14 protein-coding genes are annotated in these 21028 nt (G+C 50.6%); 7 read left to right on the top strand and 7 right to left on the bottom strand.

What is annotated here, in order from left to right:
* Positions 1 to 24 precede the first annotated feature (24 nt).
* The 5 genes from WC5_RS01780 to atoS all read right to left on the bottom strand — a co-directional run bounded on the left by WC5_RS01780 (position 25) and on the right by atoS (position 6051).
* Entirely contained in the window at positions 25 to 1347 is a 1323-nt protein-coding gene (locus WC5_RS01780) for a TIGR00366 family protein (RefSeq protein ID WP_000580270.1), read from the bottom strand.
* The gene (atoA, locus tag WC5_RS01785; protein ID WP_016231830.1) at positions 1344 to 1994 is read right to left on the bottom strand and encodes an acetate CoA-transferase subunit beta; all 651 of its coding nucleotides are present in this window, start codon (positions 1992 to 1994) and stop codon (positions 1344 to 1346) included. The genes WC5_RS01780 and atoA overlap by 4 nt, the downstream gene beginning before the upstream one ends.
* On the bottom strand, positions 1994 to 2656 hold the full coding sequence (gene atoD / locus WC5_RS01790) for an acetate CoA-transferase subunit alpha (protein WP_000850524.1): 663 nt from the start codon (positions 2654 to 2656) through the stop codon (positions 1994 to 1996). The genes atoA and atoD overlap by 1 nt, the downstream gene beginning before the upstream one ends.
* Positions 2657 to 2851: 195 nt before the next feature.
* The gene (gene atoC, locus WC5_RS01795; RefSeq protein ID WP_000125305.1) at positions 2852 to 4237 is read right to left on the bottom strand and encodes an acetoacetate metabolism transcriptional regulator AtoC; all 1386 of its coding nucleotides are present in this window, start codon (positions 4235 to 4237) and stop codon (positions 2852 to 2854) included.
* Positions 4234 to 6051, bottom strand: coding sequence for a two-component system sensor histidine kinase AtoS (atoS, locus tag WC5_RS01800; RefSeq protein ID WP_000871356.1), 1818 nt, complete (start codon positions 6049 to 6051; stop codon positions 4234 to 4236). Before atoS ends, atoC begins: the two co-directional genes overlap by 4 nt.
* Before the next feature lie 176 nt (positions 6052 to 6227).
* Here atoS and rcsC point away from each other — a divergent pair, with 176 nt between their 5' ends.
* Complete coding sequence (gene rcsC, locus WC5_RS01805) at positions 6228 to 9077, top strand: two-component system sensor histidine kinase RcsC (RefSeq protein ID WP_000876094.1); 2850 nt, start codon at positions 6228 to 6230, stop codon at positions 9075 to 9077.
* 147 nt (positions 9078 to 9224) lie between these two features.
* Here rcsC and rcsB read toward each other — a convergent pair whose 3' ends face one another.
* Together rcsB and rcsD are read right to left on the bottom strand one after the other, a co-directional pair.
* Entirely contained in the window at positions 9225 to 9875 is a 651-nt protein-coding gene (gene rcsB, locus WC5_RS01810) for a response regulator transcription factor RcsB (RefSeq protein WP_001516743.1), read from the bottom strand.
* Positions 9876 to 9891: 16 nt separating this feature from the next.
* Complete coding sequence (gene rcsD / locus WC5_RS01815) at positions 9892 to 12564, bottom strand: phosphotransferase RcsD (RefSeq protein ID WP_001249152.1); 2673 nt, start codon at positions 12562 to 12564, stop codon at positions 9892 to 9894.
* 738 nt (positions 12565 to 13302) lie between these two features.
* Here rcsD and WC5_RS01820 point away from each other — a divergent pair.
* From WC5_RS01820 to mqo, 6 genes are all read left to right on the top strand, one after another.
* On the top strand, positions 13303 to 14397 hold the full coding sequence (locus tag WC5_RS01820; protein WP_000865539.1) for a porin OmpC: 1095 nt from the start codon (positions 13303 to 13305) through the stop codon (positions 14395 to 14397).
* Between the two features lie 111 nt (positions 14398 to 14508).
* A complete protein-coding gene (gene apbE / locus WC5_RS01825; RefSeq protein ID WP_000406118.1) occupies positions 14509 to 15564 on the top strand; it encodes an FAD:protein FMN transferase ApbE in 1056 nt (351 codons plus the stop codon).
* A 73-nt stretch (positions 15565 to 15637) separates the two neighbouring features.
* On the top strand, positions 15638 to 16702 hold the full coding sequence (ada, locus tag WC5_RS01830; RefSeq protein ID WP_000786358.1) for a bifunctional DNA-binding transcriptional regulator/O6-methylguanine-DNA methyltransferase Ada: 1065 nt from the start codon (positions 15638 to 15640) through the stop codon (positions 16700 to 16702).
* Positions 16702 to 17352, top strand: a complete 651-nt coding sequence (alkB, locus tag WC5_RS01835; RefSeq protein ID WP_000884972.1) for a DNA oxidative demethylase AlkB — start codon at positions 16702 to 16704, stop codon at positions 17350 to 17352. Before ada ends, alkB begins: the two co-directional genes overlap by 1 nt.
* Positions 17353 to 17427: 75 nt before the next feature.
* Positions 17428 to 19071, top strand: a complete 1644-nt coding sequence (yojI, locus tag WC5_RS01840) for a microcin J25 efflux ABC transporter YojI (RefSeq protein WP_000422190.1) — start codon at positions 17428 to 17430, stop codon at positions 19069 to 19071.
* 217 nt (positions 19072 to 19288) lie between these two features.
* Positions 19289 to 20935, top strand: coding sequence for a malate dehydrogenase (quinone) (gene mqo / locus WC5_RS01845; protein ID WP_000758074.1), 1647 nt, complete (start codon positions 19289 to 19291; stop codon positions 20933 to 20935).
* The last annotated feature ends 93 nt before the right edge of the window (positions 20936 to 21028 follow it).

Here is a 21028-nt window from a genome sequence, read left to right as displayed (position 1 = left end):
TTCCTTCTGTCTGTAGAGTTGCCGTCAGAACAGCGTTAAACCAATGACGAAAATGACGCCGGAGAAGAGCAGGGCAGTGATGCAATAGCCCATGATGTCGCGGACACCGAGCCCGGCGATTGCCAGTGCTGGCAGCGCCCAGAACGGTTGTGCCATGTTCATCCATTGCTCGCCGTAGGCGATCGCCATTACCGATTTACCGAGATCAGCGCCCAGCGCCTGAGCTGCGGGTATCACGAAAGGTCCCTGAATAACCCAGTGACCGCCGCCAGACGGAACGGCGAAGTTAATCAGTGCAGAACTAAAGAAGGTCATTACCGGGAAGGTGTCTTTGTTAGCGACATTGATAAAAAATTCGGTAATGAGTCCGCCCAGACCGGAGTGCTCCATCATCAGTTGGATCCCGGCGTAGAAGGGGAATTGCACCAGAATACCGGCGGTACTGCGTGCTGCCGCGCTGATAGCACGCATATAAGCCATTGGCGTTTTATGTAGCAGCAGACCTGCAATCATAAACATCAAGTTGACGGTATTGATGGTGATGTTGAAGCCATGTTCGATGAAGTACATCGCCAGGTAAGCGATACCCAGTGCGCCGATGATCAACGTCAGGATGCGACTTTCCTCCAGTCGCTCGGATGGTGGGGCATCTTTCGGTAGCTGCTTCTGAAAATCAGCCTCTTCCATGAGTAGTTTCGGATCGATACTCACCACGTCGGATGGTTTTGGCATCATCATGCGGGTGATAAATGGCATCACTACAATCAACGCCACAGTGATGAAAATGTTAAAACCACTGAACAGAGTATCGCCCACCGGGATAATCCCGGCGATATGCTCAACCGGGTTGCCCGGTGTTGCAGCCAACAGAGGCATTGAGCCAGAGAAGCCGCCACCCCAGGTGAGAAAACCAATGTAGGCGCAGGCAATGAGCAACGGATAATCAGAACCGGGTACTCGCCGGGCGACTTCACGGGCGAACATTGCGCCGACAACCAGACCAAATCCCCAGTTGATGACACAAGCGACGGAACCGAAGAACGTGACCAGCATGACGCCCTGTACGGGCGTCTTTGCGGCGGAGGCGGCAGTGCGCAGCAAGCTTTTCACCGGAGCGGAGCTGGCAAGGGCATGACCGGTAACGATGATCAGCGCCATCTGCATACCAAACGCCAGCAAGTTCCAGAAACCGTCACCCCACATTTTCACCATGCTGATCGGCGTTTGTGGTGTTAACCAAAGCGCGATCACGAACGTTAGCAACGTCAGCAACATGGCAAAGATCAGAGGATCGGGAAGCCACCGGCTGACAAAGCGCGTCATAAAACGCGAGATGCGACCAATCATAAATCACCCCGTTGCGTATTCAGATCGGTGGCTACTTCAAACTGAGCTTCGGTTTTTGCACGCACGGTGGCTAAATCACACCCGTCGGCAATTTCGGTGAGCCACATTTTGCCGTCAATGAAACGAAAGACAGCCAGTTCAGTGACCAGCATATGCACCGCGTGTTGCGCAGTGAGCGGCATGGTGCAGCGGCGCAAAATTTTCGATGAACCATCTTTGGCGCAATGTTCCATGGCAATGATCACTTTGCGCGCCCCGGTCACCAGATCCATTGCGCCACCCATACCGGGCACCATTTTCCCAGGCACTACCCAGTTCGCGAGGTTGGCTTCTTCGTCTACCTGCAAACCACCGAGCACACAGGCATCAATATGACCGCCACGGATCAGCGCAAATGACATGGCGCTGTCAAACATGGCTGCACCAGGCAAAACACCGCACGGTTGCCCGCCAGCGTTCACCAGATCGGGATGCGCTGTTGTGACCGGGCCTAAACCGAGGAAGCCGTTTTCCGATTGCAGAGTGATATGAATGCCTTCTGGTAAATAGTTGGCGACCATCGTCGGCAGACCAATGCCCAGATTCACGATGTCACCATCACGAAGCTCTTGTGCCACACGGCGTGCAATACGTTGTTTCGCATCCATTATTTACTCTCCTGTGAAACGATGATGTGGTCGATAACGGCACCAGGGGTGACAATATGGTCAGGTTGCAGCTCACCGACTTCGACCAGTTCATCTGGCTCTACCAGCGTGATATCAGCCGCAAGGGCTATCAGGGGGTTAAAGTTGCGGGCGCTAAGTTGATAGGTCAGGTTGCCAAGTGTGTCGCAACGATGAGCGCGAATTAGCGCCAGGTCAGCGCGCAACGGGCGTTCAAGCAGCCAGGTTTTGCCGTCGAGTGTCAGTGTCTGTTTGCCTTCCTCTACGACGGTGCCGACACCGGTTGGAGTGAGAAAACCACCAAGTCCAGCACCACCACAGCGAATTTGCTCGATTAGCGTACCTTGTGGCACCAGGACGACGTCCATTTCACCAGATATCATGCGTCGGCCTGTTTCCGGGTTGGTGCCGATATGTGAAGCAATTACTTTGCGGACTCGACCATTGACGATGAGCGGACCGATGCCGGTATCAACAAACGCGGTATCATTGGCTATCAATGTCAGGTCGCGAACGCCAGATTCCAGTAATGCTTCAACCAGGCGGGATGGAGTGCCAATCCCCATAAATCCGCCCACCATGATGGTCATGCCGTCACGAAAGAAGCCGGAGGCGTCTTGTAATGTCATCAATTTTGTTTTCATTATTTATCCCTCTTGCATACACCGTTGTGGGTACAGTCAGGGAATAGCAAGGGGAGTGCCAGAATGAGAATATTGGATGTTGTTTCTTAACTGATTGAATATAAAAGAATAAATCAGATGGGGGTTAAGAAGGAGATTGAGCGGCTATGCAAAAATTTGCGCACTGTGCAAATTTCTGCATAGCAAGTTTTGGTGTTATACATCCGCCGGATCGATACCGTATTCCTGGAGTTTATACATTAATGCACGGCGACTGATGCCCAGCATTAAAGCTGTGCGGGTTCGGTTTCCATCTTGTTGTTCCAGCACTTCCATAATGATGCGTTTTTCGACGCGTTTAATTTCCTCTTTTAAATTACGCTCACCGACAGGGGCTGTTTTTGCCTCTCCAGCATTACAGACTGGCTGACGAATCTGTGGCGGAAGATCCTCAGAAAAAATGATCGGGCCTGAGTTCATCACGACGGCGCGTTCAATGACGTTGGAAAGCTCTCGAATATTTCCCGGCCATGACCAGGCGGTAAGCAGTGACATTGCCATCGGATCGATGTCGATAATATCGCGCTGATTCTCACTACTGAATTTTTGCAAAAAGTGATTAGCTAACAGGGAAATATCTTCCCGACGATCGCGCAGAGGCGGCAGTACTAAATGAATAACGTTAAGGCGATAAAAGAGATCTTCACGGAAGGTGCCTTCTTTTACCATCGCCTGCAAGTCACGGTTGGTGGCGGCAATGATGCGGATATCAACTTTTATGGTCTGATGACCGCCAATCCGTTCAAATTCCCGTTCCTGCAGAATGCTTAGTAATTTGGCTTGCAGTACCAGCGGCATTTCGCCAATTTCATCGAGGAGCAGAGTCCCCTCGTTGGCGCGCTCAAATAATCCCTGACGCAAGGTTTGTGCACCAGTAAATGCGCCTTTTTCATGACCAAACAGTTCACTTTCGAGCAACGATTCCGGCAGCGCCGCGCAGTTGACTTTAATAAACGGCCCCTTTGCCCGCCGCGAATTGTAGTGAATCGCTCTGGCAATCAACTCTTTCCCGGTGCCGCTTTCACCGCTAATCAAGACGCTGGCCTGAGAAAGGGCAATTTTGGCGGTGTCTTTGCAGATGTCCATCATCGCCGGGCTGTTGGTGAGAATATGCCCCCATTGCCAACTGGTGCTCAGTGCCTGGTGCAGATGGCGGATCTCTTTTTTCATTGACTGGAGTTGTAAAGCGCGCTGAACGATTAAATTCAACTCATCGAGATCAAACGGTTTAATAACATAGTCAAAGGCCCCGCAGCGTAGTGCTTCGACGGCGGTTTCCACTTCAGCATAAGCCGTCATCAGAATAACGGGTGTTCGGGTCTCATGGCTGCGCATCTCCTTTAGTGCCTTGATGCCGTCCATCTCTGGCATACGGATATCCATCAACACCACGTCAGGGTGAATATCGGCAAACAGGTTTAATGCTGTGCGTCCGTTGTTCGCACAATGTGTTTCGTATCCTTGTAGTGCAAAAGCGGTGCTCAGCATACGGCGAACATTATCTTCATCATCAACAATAAGGATGCGATTAATAGCGGTCATACGGTCTGATTTCCCTGTGGGTTGATCGGTAAAATAAGGGTGAAGGTTGCGCCGTAGCCCGGCAAACTGGTGACGCGAATATCACCCTGATGGGCGTTAATGATGCGTTGACTTAACGCCAGACCAAGCCCGGTTCCTGAGGCTTTGGTGGTGAAAAAGGGATCGAAGATCTTTTTTTGCAGCGAGAGATCAATGCCACAGCCGTTGTCTTCTATCGAAATGGCCTGTTGTGAGTCGCTGTACTGCCAGGTTCGAATACGAATTTTCCCTCGTGCACTGATAGCCTGGACGGCATTGATCAGGATATTCAGTAGTACCTGTTTGAGCAGTTCACGATCGGCGCTAATCGGACTTAATTCATTATCAAGTTCGCTTATGAAGTCGACCCGCGCTTGTACGCCGGCGGTTTGCACCAGTACCAGAGTTTCTTCAATCAATGCATTGAGGCTGACTTGTTGCCATTGACTGTGGCGTGGGCGTGAAAAATCGAGCAATTGCTGAATGACTTTGTTAATTGAGTCGATTTCTTTGAGTACTACGGACAGATATTCCTGATGTATTGGGTCAGTGGTTTGTTGGCGCAAGATCTGTACATAACCACGAATAGCCGTCAGCGGATTACGGACTTCGTGCGCCACGCCAGCCATCAGCTCACCCAGCGTGGCGAGGCGTTCAGCTTGCGCCATGCGGCGTTGGGTTTCTTTGCGGGCAGTTAAATCAGAGAAAATCACCAAAGCACCTATCATTTCACCATGCGTATTATGAATACGGCTGGTAGTGACACTGAGTTCAATGGTGCGGTCACGGCCTGGAAAACTGATCTCCAGCGCCACGTGTTCGGTGCCATGTTCCAGCGTATCCAGTACTGGACTGTAGAACTGAGTATTGTCGAACAACATGGAGTAAGGCTGCCCTACCAGTTCATGACGTTGATAGCCAGTGATGACTTCTGCTGCTGGGTTCATGGTGGTTACATCACCCTGGCGGTCAATGGCAATGACGCCATCGGCAGCGTTTTCAATAATCAGATCGTTAAGTGTTCGCGTTTCACGCAGTGCCTGGGCGAGGTTGTTAACACTCTGACTGATTTGCCCCATTTCACCGGGCAATTGTGGTAATCGAGTGGGAATATTTTGCGCCAGATTCGAGAGGCCGTCGGTGATGATATCTATATTGGCGCTCAGGCGACGGGAGAAAAGCACAATCAACAGCAGGCTTATCAGCAAACCGGCGGTGAGTACAATGATAATCCTCACATCCATTTTCCAGGCCTGGCGGCGAATATCTTCGGTTAATTCATTGGCCCAGATATAACCGAGGACTTCACCATTACGCTCAATGGGGATCATTGAATTCAAAATATCGCCGCGCACCTGCCTGCCGGAATAAACCAAAGGGGTATTTGTACGCATAACTTCGCGACCAGGGTGATCCGCAGCAATCGTCACGCCCACATTATTCTGATATAGCGATGAAGGCGCGTAGGTGATTATCGCATCCAGCGTCTTGTTATAATAACCAGCGCCTATGCCAGGAAAGGCGCGAGTAATATTTTCGGTAATGGGGGCAAGCTCTGCATTCAATGCGCGGATACGCTCCTCACGCGGTAAGTCGATATAGAGATCGTAGCGATCGCCTAGCGCCTGATTAAGTAGGTTGACCACGGCAGAAAGTTTTTTCTCTTTTTCAGATAAGACTGCTGAACGTCCTTCCGTTTCTACGATATAACCAATAGTAAGCGTTGGGACAATGACCATCAGGATTGCCATCAGGATCATTTGATTGCGTAAGCGGCGAGGATATATCCATTTCATATTACGCGTCCTTTTCTCCATCAGTATTGTTCCGGCATAGCACTATTATTGGGGGTTAAGGTGATGATTTCTCGGCGGTGTATCATATTACCGAGAAGAGAGAACATTGCGGTGGCACGCTTTTACCGCTACCTTAACCACACTCCATCGGTCACCTGAGGCGGAGCTTCGCCCCTTTGAAATACCTTGCTTCTTTTCGCACAACCCTGAAAGTCTCGCGCTATATGTTCAGAGCATTGGCGTTATTGCTCTGGCTGTTGATTGCTTTTTCATCAGTGTTTTACATCGTCAATGCCCTGCATCAGCGAGAATCAGAGATTCGTCAGGAATTTAACCTGAGTTCCGATCAGGCTCAGCGGTTTATTCAGCGCACTTCTGACGTGATGAAAGAGCTGAAGTACATTGCTGAAAATCGCTTATCTGTAGAAAACGGCGTGCTTTCCCCGCGTGGGCGAGAAACGCAAGCGGATGTGCCGGTGTTCGAACCGTTGTTTGCCGATTCCGACTGTTCCGCGATGAGTAACACCTGGCGCGGCTCTCTGGAGTCGCTGGCGTGGTTTATGCGCTACTGGCGCGATAATTTCTCTGCAGCTTACGATCTCAACCGCGTATTTTTGATCGGCAGCGATAACCTCTGCATGGCAAACTTTGGCCTGCGTGATATGCCGGTTGAACGCGACACCGCCCTGAAAGCTCTGCATGAGCGCATCAATAAGTATCGTAATGCTCCGCAGGATGACAGCGGCAGCAACCTTTATTGGATCAGCGAAGGCCCGCGTCCTGGCGTTGGATATTTCTACGCGCTGACGCCGGTGTATCTGGCGAACCGTTTGCAGGCTTTGTTGGGCGTTGAGCAAACCATTCGGATGGAGAACTTCTTCTTACCAGGTACATTACCGATGGGGGTTACTATCCTTGATGAGAATGGTCATACCCTGATTTCGTTGACCGGACCAGAAAGCAAAATCGAGGCTGAACCGCGTTGGATGCAGGAACGTTCCTGGTTCGGTTATACACCTGGCTTCCATGAGCTGGTGCTGAAGAAAAATCTGCCGCCATCATCGTTAAGTATTGTTTACTCGGTGCCTGTAGATCAGGTGCTGGAACGCATTCGTATGCTGATACTTAACGCAATTTTGCTGAATGTTATTGCCGGTGCGGCGCTGTTTACCCTCGCGCGGATGTACGAGCGGCGTATTTTCATTCCGGCAGAAAGTGACGCCCAGCGGCTGGAAGAACACGAGCAGTTTAATCGCAAGATTGTCGCCTCCGCCCCGGTGGGGATCTGTATTTTGCGCACCGCTGATGGTGTCAATATTTTGAGTAACGAACTGGCACATACCTATCTCAATATGCTTACGCATGAGGATCGCCAGCGGCTGACGCAAATTATCTGTGGGCAGCAGGTCAATTTTGTTGATGTCCTGACCAGCAACAATACCAATCTGCAAATCAGCTTCGTCCATTCGCGCTATCGTAATGAAAACGTGGCCATTTGTGTGCTGGTGGATGTTTCTTCGCGCGTGAAGATGGAAGAGTCGTTGCAGGAGATGGCACAAGCAGCGGAACAGGCGAGCCAGTCAAAATCGATGTTCCTTGCCACCGTCAGTCATGAGCTGCGAACGCCGCTGTATGGCATTATCGGTAACCTGGATCTGTTGCAAACCAAAGAGTTACCGAAAGGCGTCGATCGTCTGGTGACGGCAATGAACAACTCTTCCAGTCTGTTGTTGAAAATTATCAGCGATATTCTCGACTTCTCGAAGATTGAATCGGAACAGTTGAAGATCGAACCGCGTGAGTTTTCACCGCGTGAAGTGATGAACCACATCACCGCCAACTATTTACCGCTGGTGGTACGCAAGCAGCTAGGCTTGTACTGCTTTATTGAACCGGATGTGCCAGTGGCCTTAAATGGCGACCCAATGCGTTTACAGCAGGTCATCTCCAACCTGTTGAGTAACGCCATAAAATTCACCGATACCGGCTGTATAGTTCTGCATGTTCGCGCTGATGGCGATTATCTCTCTATCCGCGTTCGCGATACCGGCGTAGGGATTCCGGCGAAAGAAGTGGTGCGGCTGTTCGATCCCTTCTTCCAGGTAGGGACGGGTGTACAGCGTAACTTCCAGGGAACCGGTCTGGGACTGGCGATTTGTGAAAAACTGATCAGCATGATGGACGGTGATATCTCAGTAGAGTCTGAACCAGGTATGGGAAGCCAGTTTACGGTACGTATTCCGCTGTATGGTGCGCAATATCCACATAAAAAAGGTGTCGAAGGATTAACGGGTAAACGCTGCTGGTTGGCGGTACGCAATGCGTCACTATGCCAGTTTATCGAAACCAGTTTGCAGCGCAGTGGTGTAATCGTTACAACATACGAAGGTCAGGGACCCTCACCGGAGGATGTGTTGATTACTGATGAGGCGCTGAGGGAAAAATGGCAGGGCAGAGCGGTTGTGACTTTCTGCCGTCGACATATTGGCATTCCGCTGGAGAGAGCGCCCGGTGAGTGGGTGCATAGCGTCGCCTCGTCGCATGAACTGCCTGTGCTACTGGCGCGTATCTATCGGATAGAAATTGAAAGTGATGATCCTGCCAACGTTCTGCCGTTGACGGACAAAGACTCCACCAGCAATGACGACATGATGATTCTGGTGGTTGACGATCATCCGATTAACCGTCGCTTACTAGCCGATCAGCTCGGATCGTTGGGCTATCAGTGTAAAACGGCAAATGATGGCGTCGATGCGCTTAATGTACTAAGCAAGAATCATATCGATATCGTGCTTAGCGACGTCAACATGCCAAATATGGACGGTTACCGGTTAACGCAACGTATCCGCCAGCTGGGGTTAACGTTGCCGGTAATCGGGGTGACTGCCAATGCGTTGGCTGAAGAGAAGCAGCGGTGCCTGGAGTCCGGGATGGATAGCTGTCTGTCGAAGCCGGTGACGCTGGATGTCATAAAACAGACGCTGACGATGTATGCCGAGAGGGTCAGGAAAGCGCGGAAATCGTAGGAGCGGTCGGTGCAAACGCCTGATGCGACGCTGGCGCGTCTTATCAGGCCTGCGTTTGTGTAATGTATCGAAATATTGGGATTTGTAGGCCGGATAAGGCGTTTACGCCGCATCCGGCGGTCGGTGCTTATCTGGCCTGTCGGGAGATTACTCTTTATCTGCCGGACTTAAGGTCACAGAAGAGAGATAATTCAGCAGGGCGATATCGTTCTCGACACCCAGCTTCATCATCGCGGATTTCTTCTGGCTGCTGATGGTTTTGATGCTACGGTTGAGCTTTTTAGCAATCTCGGTAACCAGGAAACCTTCTGCAAACAGGCGCAGTACTTCACTCTCTTTAGGTGAGAGACGCTTGTCGCCGTAACCACTGGCGCTGATTTTCTCCAGCAGACGAGATACGCTTTCTGGGGTAAATTTCTTGCCTTTTTGCAGCGCGGCGAGGGCTTTTGGCAGATCCGTAGGCGCGCCTTGCTTCAGGACGATCCCTTCGATATCCAGATCCAGTACCGCGCTAAGAATTGCCGGGTTGTTGTTCATGGTCAGAACAATGATCGACAGGCTTGGGAAATGACGCTTGATGTATTTGATCAAGGTGATCCCGTCACCGTATTTATCTCCAGGCATGGAGAGATCGGTAATCAACACGTGCGCATCCAGTTTCGGCAGGTTGTTGATCAGTGCTGTGGAATCTTCAAATTCGCCGACAACATTCACCCACTCGATTTGTTCAAGTGATTTGCGAATACCGAACAGTACTATCGGATGGTCATCGGCAATAATTACGTTCATATTGTTCATGTAATAGGCTACCTTGCTACAGCAAGCTCTTGACATAGCTGTCAATGTCGCTGATGTATTTTTCTGTTCCTGGGACATCCTTCTCGCGAATAAGATGTTCCAGCGTTTCACATAACTGCTTGCCGGGTACCAGATTTAGCATGGCAAACACGCCTTTAAGACGATGAGCCGTTTGGGCTAATGCAGCAAAGTCACTGGTTGCTGCTTCAGTATATAGCCTCTTAACATCATCCGGTACTGTGTCTACAAAGAGCGCATAATAGCCGCTGGCATGGAGTTGTGCATTTTCATCTCCACCCATAGGCGATTCTGTCACCTCTTCCTGCGCCAGTTGCACTTCAATTAATTGTAAGACCGCTTCCTGCATAGCATTGCTCATATTGAAGTTGACGCACAATTGACCAGGCCCAATTTCCCGTACGCCAGACTCATCATCGCTTAAAAGCAAGCCAGAGGCAGTAAGATTAGACGGATTATCCGTTAAAAAGATATCATAATCCTGACTAATTAATCTTTCATCGGGTGTGATACAGGTTGCACCCCAATTTTCTAACTGGCGAGTGACAATATTCCGAATTTCTGTGGAAGTTACATCCACCATCACGGTGACATCATCCAGTAAACGTTCCTCTTCCTCTTCAACGTCCGGGTCTGCAGGCAGCATTTTGATATGCACGGAGTAGCGTGTACCAAGCCCGTCCCGCGTTTTAATATTTAAATGACCGCCCAGTTTTCGCGCCAGTTGATCACTCAACCAGAATGCCAACGGGTCCGCCTTGCCATAGCGATCGCTTTGGGTCTGGTTGATGAACGGGAAGTGTAAATTATCCATTTCATGAATGCTTACACCGTCTCCGGTGTCCAGAATGCGGAAAGTCAGACGTTCGTCAGAGGATTCATCCTGATCAACCTCAAGGGTAATTTTCCCCAGTTGCGTTGAGGTGACGGCATATTGCATCAACAGCAGCAAAATACGGCGTAAAGCATCGCGATCGCCACGGCGCATATCGTGTGCTTTCAGATGATTGTTAATCAGTAGTTGCAGGCCTTTGCGCTTCATTGCCGGTAGCACAGCAGGAACCACTTCATCGATTAAATCCTGTACGGAGAAAAGCTCGGTCTCGCTCTTCCAGCTATCGTCCGCAAGCATGTTCGCTAGCTGAATTTCATCGACCAGGCGCACCAGCACATCAGCCTGATTTGCCAGTTGTTTGCTTTCCGGGGAGTTGAGTTTAGCCGCACTTTCCGCCAGTGACCGTGCGGGTTCTTTCAGCGCATCACCAATGTTTTGCATAAAGGCCATCCGGCCCTGCTGGTTTTTCTCGTACAGACGCTGCGCCTGCTTGAGTTTCTTGTTCACCAGCACCTCGCGATCCTGATCGCGAATGATGAAGATTTGCGTACGCGGCGCTATCTGGCTGCGGAACATGCGAATTTCATACAGCTCGTTATTGACGGTCGCCTGAATAATCCCCTGATGCTGTTCTGCCATGGTGGTGATGTTTTGCAGATTCAAATGCGGCAGCAGATGGTCGGCAATCTTATTGCTGATAACTGTGCGATTCGATTCCTGATCGTGAACCAGCAGACCGAGTGGCAGCAGTGACACAATCTCTTCATTTATTGCCCGCAAGATACGCAGTTCGTTATTCACTGCGGTGCTGGGAACGCTTTCTGTGCTGCGCCCGGAAAAATGGCGAAAGGTGGTGTAACCAAAAAGCGCCAGCGCCAGCAAACCAATGTTCAGCAGCAGTGGCAGCAGAATATTTTGCAATGTATCCAGCAGTAAAGTGCCGTAAGGAACCTGCCAGACCAGCCGCATATCGGTGGAGTTGAGCGCCGAAGAGATTTCAATCTTCGAACTATTAAAGTTAATGCTGACGCTATCCGTTGCTTCTTTCTCATTATTATTGTTACCCGCAGTACCTGCTTCTGGTTCAAGACGGAAGCTATCCAGCGGCATCCCTGGCGGGATTAGATCATTAATAGGCAGATCAAATGCAACCACCGTTGCCAGATGTCCCGGCTGGTTAAAGGTTGTACGCAAGGTAAAATAATGACCGTTCTGCCAGGCAAGACGGCGCAGGTTAGAAAAACTTTCACGTTCATCCAGGGCGTTAGCCTGTTGCAGCATCTCCGCGCGACGAGAATCAACAATGTCACTGACAGTCGATTCTTTAAATCCGGAGGTGAGATCTTTTAACGGCAGGGTCGAGATAAGAATCAGGCTGTTATCCTGCCCGTTCAGATAATACATCGACCACGGTACATTTTCTGCGCCCCATAATGTGTCCAGATAAGTAGACATTCGTTGGGTCATCTCAAGCGTTGAGTTGTCGTGAGAACCAAAGATCAGGGCTTCTGTTTTGCGACGCGGTTTTTCCAGATAGTAGACATCCTGTTTCAGACGCGTCTCTTGCAAACTTTCACTGGTGGAAGGTGAAGTCGTTGCAGCGATGTTGTCGTAGATCTGCCAGGTCACGTAACGCCAGGTATCGACGCGCTTTTGGATAGCGTGGGTAATGTCGACAATCTGGTAACTTTTATCTTTCAGCCAGGCGTTAACGGCGCTTTGTACCATTACACCCATCGTCACCAGTAACACAATGATCAACAGTAAAAAGAAGCGGGTAATGCTCCCCGGTAGGAGTGAAAAGCGGGTCGTGGCCGTTGTCTCTTTCTGACGCATTCGTGTTTATGACCTGTTAAAACTTCGCGAAGTGATAGGGCAGTATAAAGGGTACAGTGTGAAATTCCAGACTCTTACCTGATTGATGATTCTCTATTCTCCCGTGATATTTATCATCCTGCATTGGGGAAAATAGATGTACAAGCGCCATTTTGCTGTACAAATAACCTACAAAAAGCCCAACGAAATTAATTGCAAATAAACGAAGATTGCTGGAAATTATGCTGATGTTAATTATTTGTGAAATAGTTAACAAGCGTTATAGTTTTTCTGTGGTAGCACAGAATAATGAAAAGTGTGTAAAGAAGGGTAAAAAAAACCGGATGCGAGGCATCCGGTTGAAATAGGGGTAAACAGACATTCAGAAATGAATGACGGTAATAAATAAAGTTAATGATGATAGCGGGAGTTATTCTAGTTGCGAGTGAAGGTTTTGTTTTGACATTCAGTGCTGTCAAATACTTAAGAATAAGTTATTGATTTTAACCTTGAATTATTATTGCTTGATGTTAGGTGCTTATTTCGCCATTCCGCAATAATCTTAAAAAGTTCCCTTGAATTTACATTTTGAAACATCTATAGCGATAAATGAAACATCTTAAAAGTTTTAGTATCATATTCGTGTTGGATTATTCTGCATTTTTGGGGAGAATGGACCTGCCGACTGATTAATGAGGGTTAATCAGTATGCAGTGGCATAAAAAAGCAAATAAAGGCATATAACAGAGGGTTAATAACATGAAAGTTAAAGTACTGTCCCTCCTGGTCCCAGCTCTGCTGGTAGCAGGCGCAGCAAACGCTGCTGAAATTTACAACAAAGACGGCAACAAATTAGATCTGTACGGTAAAGTTGACGGCCTGCACTATTTCTCCGATAACGACTCTAAAGATGGCGACAAGACCTACATGCGTCTTGGCTTCAAAGGTGAAACTCAGGTTACTGATCAACTGACCGGTTATGGTCAGTGGGAATATCAGATTCAAGGTAACGAACCTGAAAGTGACAATAGTTCCTGGACCCGTGTGGCATTCGCTGGTCTGAAATTCCAGGACGTTGGTTCTTTTGACTATGGTCGTAACTACGGCGTTGTTTACGATGTTACTTCCTGGACCGACGTACTGCCAGAATTCGGTGGTGATACCTACGATTCTGATAACTTCATGCAGCAGCGTGGTAACGGTTTCGCGACCTACCGTAACACCGACTTCTTCGGTCTGGTTGACGGTCTTGATTTTGCTGTTCAGTATCAGGGTAAAAACGGTAGTGCTCATGGCGAAGGTATGACCACTAATGGCCGTGATGATGTATTTGAGCAGAACGGTGACGGTGTTGGTGGTTCTATTACTTACAATTATGAAGGCTTTGGTATCGGTGCTGCAGTTTCCAGCTCCAAACGTACCTGGGATCAGAACAACACTGGCCTGATCGGTACTGGCGACCGTGCTGAAACCTACACTGGTGGTCTGAAATACGACGCTAACAACATCTACCTGGCTGCTCAGTACACCCAGACCTACAACGCAACTCGCGTAGGTTCCCTGGGTTGGGCGAACAAAGCACAGAACTTCGAAGCTGTTGCTCAGTACCAGTTCGACTTCGGTCTGCGTCCGTCCCTGGCTTACCTGCAGTCTAAAGGTAAAAACCTGGGTCGTGGCTACGACGACGAAGATATCCTGAAATATGTTGATGTTGGTGCGACCTACTACTTCAACAAAAACATGTCCACCTACGTTGACTACAAAATCAACCTGCTGGACGACAACCGCTTCACCCGTGACGCTGGCATCAACACTGATGACATCGTAGCTCTGGGTCTGGTTTACCAGTTCTAATCTCGATTGATATCGAACAAAGGGCCTGCGGGCCCTTTTTTCATTGTTTTCAGCGTACAAACACAGTTTTTTGGTGTACTCTTGCGACCGTTCGCATGAGGATAATCACGTATGGAAATAAGCTTTACCCGCGTGGCACTGCTGGCTGCCGCGCTCTTCTTTGTTGGTTGCGATCAAAAAACACAACCCGCCAAAACCCACGCTACTGAAGTTACCGTTCTTGAAGGCAAAACCATGGGTACCTTCTGGCGTGCCAGCATTCCGGGCATTGACGCCAAACGCAGTGCCGAACTTAAAGAAAAGATTCAGACCCAGCTGGACGCCGACGATCAGCTGCTTTCGACCTATAAAAAAGATTCCGCGCTGATGCGATTTAACGACTCGCAAAGTTTATCGCCGTGGCCGGTAAGTGAAGCGATGGCCGATATCGTCACCACCTCGCTGCGCATTGGCGCAAGGACCGATGGTGCGATGGATATAACCGTCGGGCCGCTGGTGAATCTGTGGGGCTTTGGCCCGGAACAACAGCCGGTTCAAATTCCGAGCCAGGAACAGATCGATGCGATGAAAGCCAAAACCGGCTTACAGCACCTGTCGGTCATTAATCAGTCGCATCAGCAATATCTGCAAAAAGACCTGCCGGATTTATATGTCGATCTCTCCACTGTCGGTGAAGGTTATGCGGCGGATCACCTGGCACGCTTGATGGAGCAGGAAGGGATTTCCCGCTATCTGGTATCGGTGGGCGGCGCGCTGAACAGCCGTGGTATGAACGGTGAAGGCCAGCCGTGGCGGGTAGCGATTCAAAAACCAACTGATAAAGAAAATGCGGTTCAGGCCGTGGTGGATATCAACGGTCATGGCATTAGCACCTCTGGCAGCTACCGTAACTATTACGAACTGGACGGCAAACGTCTTTCCCATGTTATCGATCCGCAAACCGGGCGTCCCATCGAACACAATCTGGTATCCGTGACGGTGATTGCTCCGACGGCGCTGGAAGCCGATGCCTGGGATACTGGCTTGATGGTACTCGGGCCGGAGAAAGCCAAAGAGGTTGTTCGCCGGGAAGGGCTGGCGGTTTATATGATCACCAAAGAAGACGATAGCTTTAAAACCTGGATGTCACCACAGTTTAAAAGCTTCCTTGTCAGCGAAAAAAATTAAAGCGCAAGATTGTTGGTTTTTGCGTGATGGTGACCGGGCAGACTAAAGGCTATCCTTAACCAGGGAGCTGATTATGAAAAACGCCACATGCTTAACTGACGATCAACGCTGGCAATCTGTCTTAGCCCGCGACCCGAATGCCGACGGCGAATTCGTTTTCGCCGTGCGCACCACGGGTATCTTTTGCCGTCCGTCTTGCCGCGCCAGACATGCCTTGCGGGAAAATGTCTCCTTCTACGCAAATGCCAGCGAGGCACTCGCCGCCGGATTTCGCCCCTGCAAACGTTGTCAGCCAGACAAAGCCAATGCCCAGCAACATCGGTTGGATAAAATTACCCACGCCTGCCGACTTCTGGAACAGGAAACGCCTGTAACGCTGGAAGCCTTAGCCGATCAGGTGGCGATGAGTCCGTTCCATCTGCATCGATTGTTTAAAGCCACCACCGGGATGACACCGAAAGCCTGGCAACAGGCCTGGCGCGCTCGCCGTTTGCGCGAGTCGTTAGCGAAAGGGGAGAGCGTGACTACATCTATTCTTAACGCCGGATTCCCCGACAGCAGCAGTTACTACCGCAAAGCCGACGAAACGCTGGGCATGACGGCTAAACAATTCCGTCACGGTGGCGAAAATCTGGCGGTGCGTTACGCGCTGGCTGATTGTGAGCTGGGCCGTTGCCTGGTGGCAGAAAGCGAGCGGGGGATTTGCGCGATATTGCTGGGCGATGATGACGCGACACTAATCAGCGAGTTGCAGCAGATGTTTCCCGCTGCCGACAACGCGCCTGCCGATTTGATGTTTCAGCAACATGTGCGTGAAGTGATCGCCAGCCTCAATCAACGCGATACGCCGCTGACGTTACCGCTGGATATTCGCGGCACTGCTTTTCAGCAACAAGTCTGGCAGGCACTGCGCACGATACCTTGTGGTGAAACCGTCAGTTATCAGCAACTGGCGAACGCCATCGGCAAACCGAAAGCGGTACGTGCCGTTGCCAGCGCCTGTGCCGCCAACAAGCTGGCTATCATAATACCCTGTCATCGGGTGGTCCGTGGTGATGGCACACTTTCCGGTTACCGCTGGGGCGTGTCGCGTAAAGCGCAACTGCTGCGCCGCGAAGCTGAGAATGAGGAGAGGTAATGTTGGATCTGTTTGCCGATGCTGAACCGTGGCAAGAGCCACTGGCGGCTGGTGCGGTAATTTTACGGCGTTTTGCTTTTAACGCTGCGGAGCAACTGATCCGCGATATTAATGATGTTGCCAGCCAGTCGCCGTTTCGCCAGATGGTCACTCCAGGCGGATATACCATGTCGGTGGCGATGACCAACTGTGGGCATCTGGGCTGGACGACCCATCGGCAAGGTTATCTCTATTCGCCCATTGATCCGCAAACAAATAAACCGTGGCCCGCCATGCCGCAGAGTTTTCATAATTTATGTCAACGTGCGGCTACGGCGGCGGGCTATCCAGATTTCCAGCCAGATGCTTGTCTTATCAACCGCTACGCTCCTGGCGCGAAACTGTCGCTGCATCAGGATAAAGACGAACCGGATCTGCGCGCGCCGATTGTTTCTGTTTCTCTGGGCTTACCCGCGATTTTTCAATTTGGCGGCCTGAAACGAAATGATCCGCTAAAACGTTTGTTGTTGGAACATGGCGATGTGGTGGTATGGGGCGGTGAATCGCGGCTGTTTTATCATGGCATTCAACCGTTGAAAGCGGGGTTTCATCCACTCACCACCGACTGCCGCTACAACCTGACATTCCGTCAGGCAGGTAAAAAAGAATAAAAATAAGAATTATTATTGCTGTGTGCGCGAAGATGTTTAAACTGCGGGCTGCAATTCATTGTCCGGGTTTTCTGCATGGAACTTCTTGTACTTGTCTGGCGGCAGTATCGCTGGCCATTTATCAGTGTGATGGCGCTAAGCCTCGCCAGTGCGGCATTAGGCATTGGCTTAATTGCTTTTATCAATCAGCGCCTTATCGAAACGGCGGATACCAGTCTGCTGGTGTTGCCGGAGTTTCTGGGATTATTGCTGCTGTTGATGGCAGTCACTCTCGGATCGCAACTGGCGCTCACCACTTTGGGGCATCACTTCGTTTACCGACTGCGTAGTGAATTTATCAAGCGGATTCTGGATACCCATGTTGAGCGCATTGAACAACTTGGTAGCGCCTCGTTGTTGGCGGGGTTAACCAGCGATGTGCGCAATATCACCATTGCTTTTGTGCGTCTGCCGGAACTGGTGCAGGGGATCATTCTCACTATCGGTTCAGCGGCGTATCTGTGGATGCTGTCGGGCAAAATGTTGCTGGTAACGGCTATCTGGATGGCGATCACCATCTGGGGCGGTTTTGTGCTGGTGGCGCGGGTGTACAAACATATGGCGACCCTGCGTGAAACCGAAGATAAGCTGTACACGGATTTTCAAACCGTACTCGAAGGGCGCAAAGAGCTGACTCTGAACCGTGAACGCGCCGAGTATGTGTTTAACAACCTCTACACTCCTGATGCGCAAGAGTATCGCCATCATATTATCCGCGCAGACACCTTCCATCTTAGTGCCGTGAACTGGTCAAACATCATGATGCTGGGCGCAATCGGCCTGGTGTTCTGGATGGCGAACAGTCTCGGTTGGGCTGATACCAACGTTGCCGCGACCTATTCGTTGACGCTGTTATTCCTGCGTACGCCGCTGCTTTCGGCGGTTGGCGCATTACCGACGCTGCTGACGGCGCAGGTGGCGTTTAACAAGCTGAACAAATTCGCGCTCGCGCCTTTCAAAGCAGAGTTTCCGCGCCCGCAGGCGTTTCCCAACTGGCAAACGCTGGAGCTGCGTAACGTGACGTTTGCTTATCAGGATAACGCGTTTTCCGTTGGTCCGATTAATCTCACCATCAAACGTGGCGAGCTGCTGTTTCTGATTGGCGGCAACGGTAGCGGAAAATCGACGCTGGCGATGTTGCTGACGGGCTTGTATCAGCCACAAAGCGGCGAAATCTTGCTGGATGGCAAACCTGTCAGCGGCGAACAACCGGAAGATTATCGCAAACTGTTTTCGGCAGTGTTTACCGATGTCTGGCTGTTCGATCAACTGCTGGGGCCGGAGGGTCAACCCGCTAACCCGCAACTGATTGAGAAGTGGCTGGCGCAACTGAAAATGGCTCATAAGCTTGAGTTAAGCAACGGGCGTATTGTTAACCTGAAGTTATCGAAAGGGCAGAAAAAACGCGTCGCGCTGTTGCTGGCGCTGGCAGAAGAACGCGATATTATCCTGCTGGATGAATGGGCGGCGGATCAGGACCCACACTTCCGTCGTGAGTTTTATCAGGTGTTGCTGCCGCTGATGCAGGAGATGGGTAAAACTATTTTCGCCATCAGTCATGATGATCATTACTTTATCCACGCCGACCGCCTGCTGGAAATGCGCAACGGGCAACTTAGCGAGCTGATAGGCGAAGAGCGCGATGCTGCTTCGCGTGATGCCGTTGCCCGGACGGCATAATATTACGACGCTGACCTGGCGGACTGCTGTCGCTAGGTCAATATGCTAAAAATCCCTTCATTTCTAATAACCCTATAATTAATCAACGAAATTATAATGTTTCTAAAATTAGAATATAATTTATAAACATTATTTAAATATTGTTACTTAAGTGTTACCGTTGATGCCGCGCAAATCTCACCTGCAATAAAGCGACTAAAAGTAAGGCATTAACAAGATGAAAAAAGTGACTGCCATGCTCTTCTCAATGGCCGTGGGGCTTAATGCCGTTTCGATGGCGGCAAAAGCGAAAGCGTCCGAGGAGCAGGAAACTGATGTACTGTTGATTGGCGGCGGCATTATGAGCGCCACGTTGGGGACCTATTTACGCGAGCTGGAGCCTGAATGGTCGATGACCATGGTGGAGCGCCTGGAGGGTGTCGCGCAGGAGAGTTCGAACGGCTGGAACAACGCCGGAACCGGGCATTCTGCACTGATGGAACTCAATTACACTCCGCAAAACGCCGATGGCAGCATCAGTATTGAAAAAGCAGTCGCCATTAACGAAGCATTTCAGATTTCCCGCCAGTTTTGGGCACACCAGGTCGAGCGCGGCGTGCTGCGTACTCCGCGTTCATTTATCAATACCGTTCCGCATATGAGCTTTGTCTGGGGCGAGGATAACGTCAATTTCCTGCGCGCCCGTTACGCCGCGTTACAACAAAGCTCGCTGTTTCGTGGTATGCGTTACTCTGAAGATCACGCGCAGATCAAAGAGTGGGCACCGTTAGTGATGGAAGGGCGCGATCCGCAACAGAAAGTGGCAGCCACGCGTACGGAAATCGGTACTGATGTGAACTATGGCGAGATCACCCGCCAGTTAATTGCTTCCTTGCAGAAGAAATCTAATTTTTCGCTGCAACTCAGCAGCGAAGTCCGCGCCCTAAAGCGTAATGACGATAACACCTGGACCGTCACTGTTGCCGATCTGAAAAACGGCACTGCACAGAACATCCGCGCCAAATTTGTCTTTATCGGCGCGGGCGGTGCGGCGCTGAAGTTGTTACAGGAATCGGGGATTCCGGAAGCGAAAGACTACGCCGGTTTCCCGGTGGGCGGTCAGTTCCTTGTTTCGGAAAACCCGGACGTGGTTAATCACCATCTGGCGAAGGTTTACGGTAAAGCATCCGTTGGCGCACCACCGATGTCGGTTCCGCATATCGATACCCGTGTTCTGGACGGTAAACGCGTCGTGCTGTTTGGGCCATTTGCCACCTTCTCAACCAAATTCCTCAAAAACGGTTCATTGTGGGATCTGATGAGTTCCACCACCACCTCTAACGTGATGCCGATGATGCACGTCGGGCTGGATAATTTCGATCTGGTTAAATATCTGGTGAGTCAGGTGATGTTGAGTGAAGAGGATCGTTTTGAAGCGTTGAAAGAGTACTATCCGCAGGCGAAAAAAGAGGACTGGCGTTTGTGGCAAGCGGGGCAGCGCGTGCAGATTATCAAGCGTGATGCAGAGAAAGGTGGCGTACTGCGTCTGGGTACCGAAGTCGTCAGTGACCAGCAAGGGACTATTGCCGCGCTGCTGGGGGCATCGCCAGGGGCGTCAACCGCCGCGCCGATTATGTTGGATCTGCTGGAAAAAGTATTTGGTGATCGCGTTTCCAGCCCGCAATGGCAGGCTACGTTGAAAGCGATCGTTCCGTCTTATGGACGCAAGCTGAACGGTGATGTAGCGGCAACGGAGCGCGAGTTGCAGTACACCAGCGAAGTGCTGGGGCTGAAATACGACAAGCCGCAGGCAGCAGATAGTACGCCGAAACCGCAGTTGAAACCGCAACCCGTTCAAAAAGAAGTGGCGGATATTGCGTTGTGATGATGTGCCACATCCGGCATGGTATGCCGGATGTGGCGTATGCAGATAAGACGCGTCAGCGTCGCATCAGTCAACCGGCTCGGGCGTTAGATG

This window comes from Escherichia sp. KTE114 (genome assembly GCF_000407765.1).
GTDB lineage: Bacteria > Pseudomonadota > Gammaproteobacteria > Enterobacterales > Enterobacteriaceae > Escherichia > Escherichia ruysiae.
The sequence above is the reverse complement of the archived record's forward strand: the minus strand, read 5'-3'. Positions and strand labels throughout refer to the sequence as shown.

What these genes read in the sequence shown, in the direction of transcription:
- WC5_RS01780 (WP_000580270.1), bottom strand. Translation starts at nt 1,347, where the DNA reads ATGATTGGTCGCATCTCGCGTTTTATGACGCGCTTTGTCAGCCGGTGG.
- atoA (WP_016231830.1), bottom strand. Translation starts at nt 1,994, where the DNA reads ATGGATGCGAAACAACGTATTGCACGCCGTGTGGCACAAGAGCTTCGT.
- atoD (WP_000850524.1), bottom strand. Translation starts at nt 2,656, where the DNA reads ATGAAAACAAAATTGATGACATTACAAGACGCCTCCGGCTTCTTTCGT.
- atoC (WP_000125305.1), bottom strand. Translation starts at nt 4,237, where the DNA reads ATGACCGCTATTAATCGCATCCTTATTGTTGATGATGAAGATAATGTT.
- atoS (WP_000871356.1), bottom strand. Translation starts at nt 6,051, where the DNA reads ATGAAATGGATATATCCTCGCCGCTTACGCAATCAAATGATCCTGATG.
- rcsB (WP_001516743.1), bottom strand. Translation starts at nt 9,875, where the DNA reads ATGAACAATATGAACGTAATTATTGCCGATGACCATCCGATAGTACTG.
- rcsD (WP_001249152.1), bottom strand. Translation starts at nt 12,564, where the DNA reads ATGCGTCAGAAAGAGACAACGGCCACGACCCGCTTTTCACTCCTACCG.
- WC5_RS01820 (WP_000865539.1), top strand. Translation starts at nt 13,303, where the DNA reads ATGAAAGTTAAAGTACTGTCCCTCCTGGTCCCAGCTCTGCTGGTAGCA.
- apbE (WP_000406118.1), top strand. Translation starts at nt 14,509, where the DNA reads ATGGAAATAAGCTTTACCCGCGTGGCACTGCTGGCTGCCGCGCTCTTC.
- ada (WP_000786358.1), top strand. Translation starts at nt 15,638, where the DNA reads ATGAAAAACGCCACATGCTTAACTGACGATCAACGCTGGCAATCTGTC.
- alkB (WP_000884972.1), top strand. Translation starts at nt 16,702, where the DNA reads ATGTTGGATCTGTTTGCCGATGCTGAACCGTGGCAAGAGCCACTGGCG.
- yojI (WP_000422190.1), top strand. Translation starts at nt 17,428, where the DNA reads ATGGAACTTCTTGTACTTGTCTGGCGGCAGTATCGCTGGCCATTTATC.
- mqo (WP_000758074.1), top strand. Translation starts at nt 19,289, where the DNA reads ATGAAAAAAGTGACTGCCATGCTCTTCTCAATGGCCGTGGGGCTTAAT.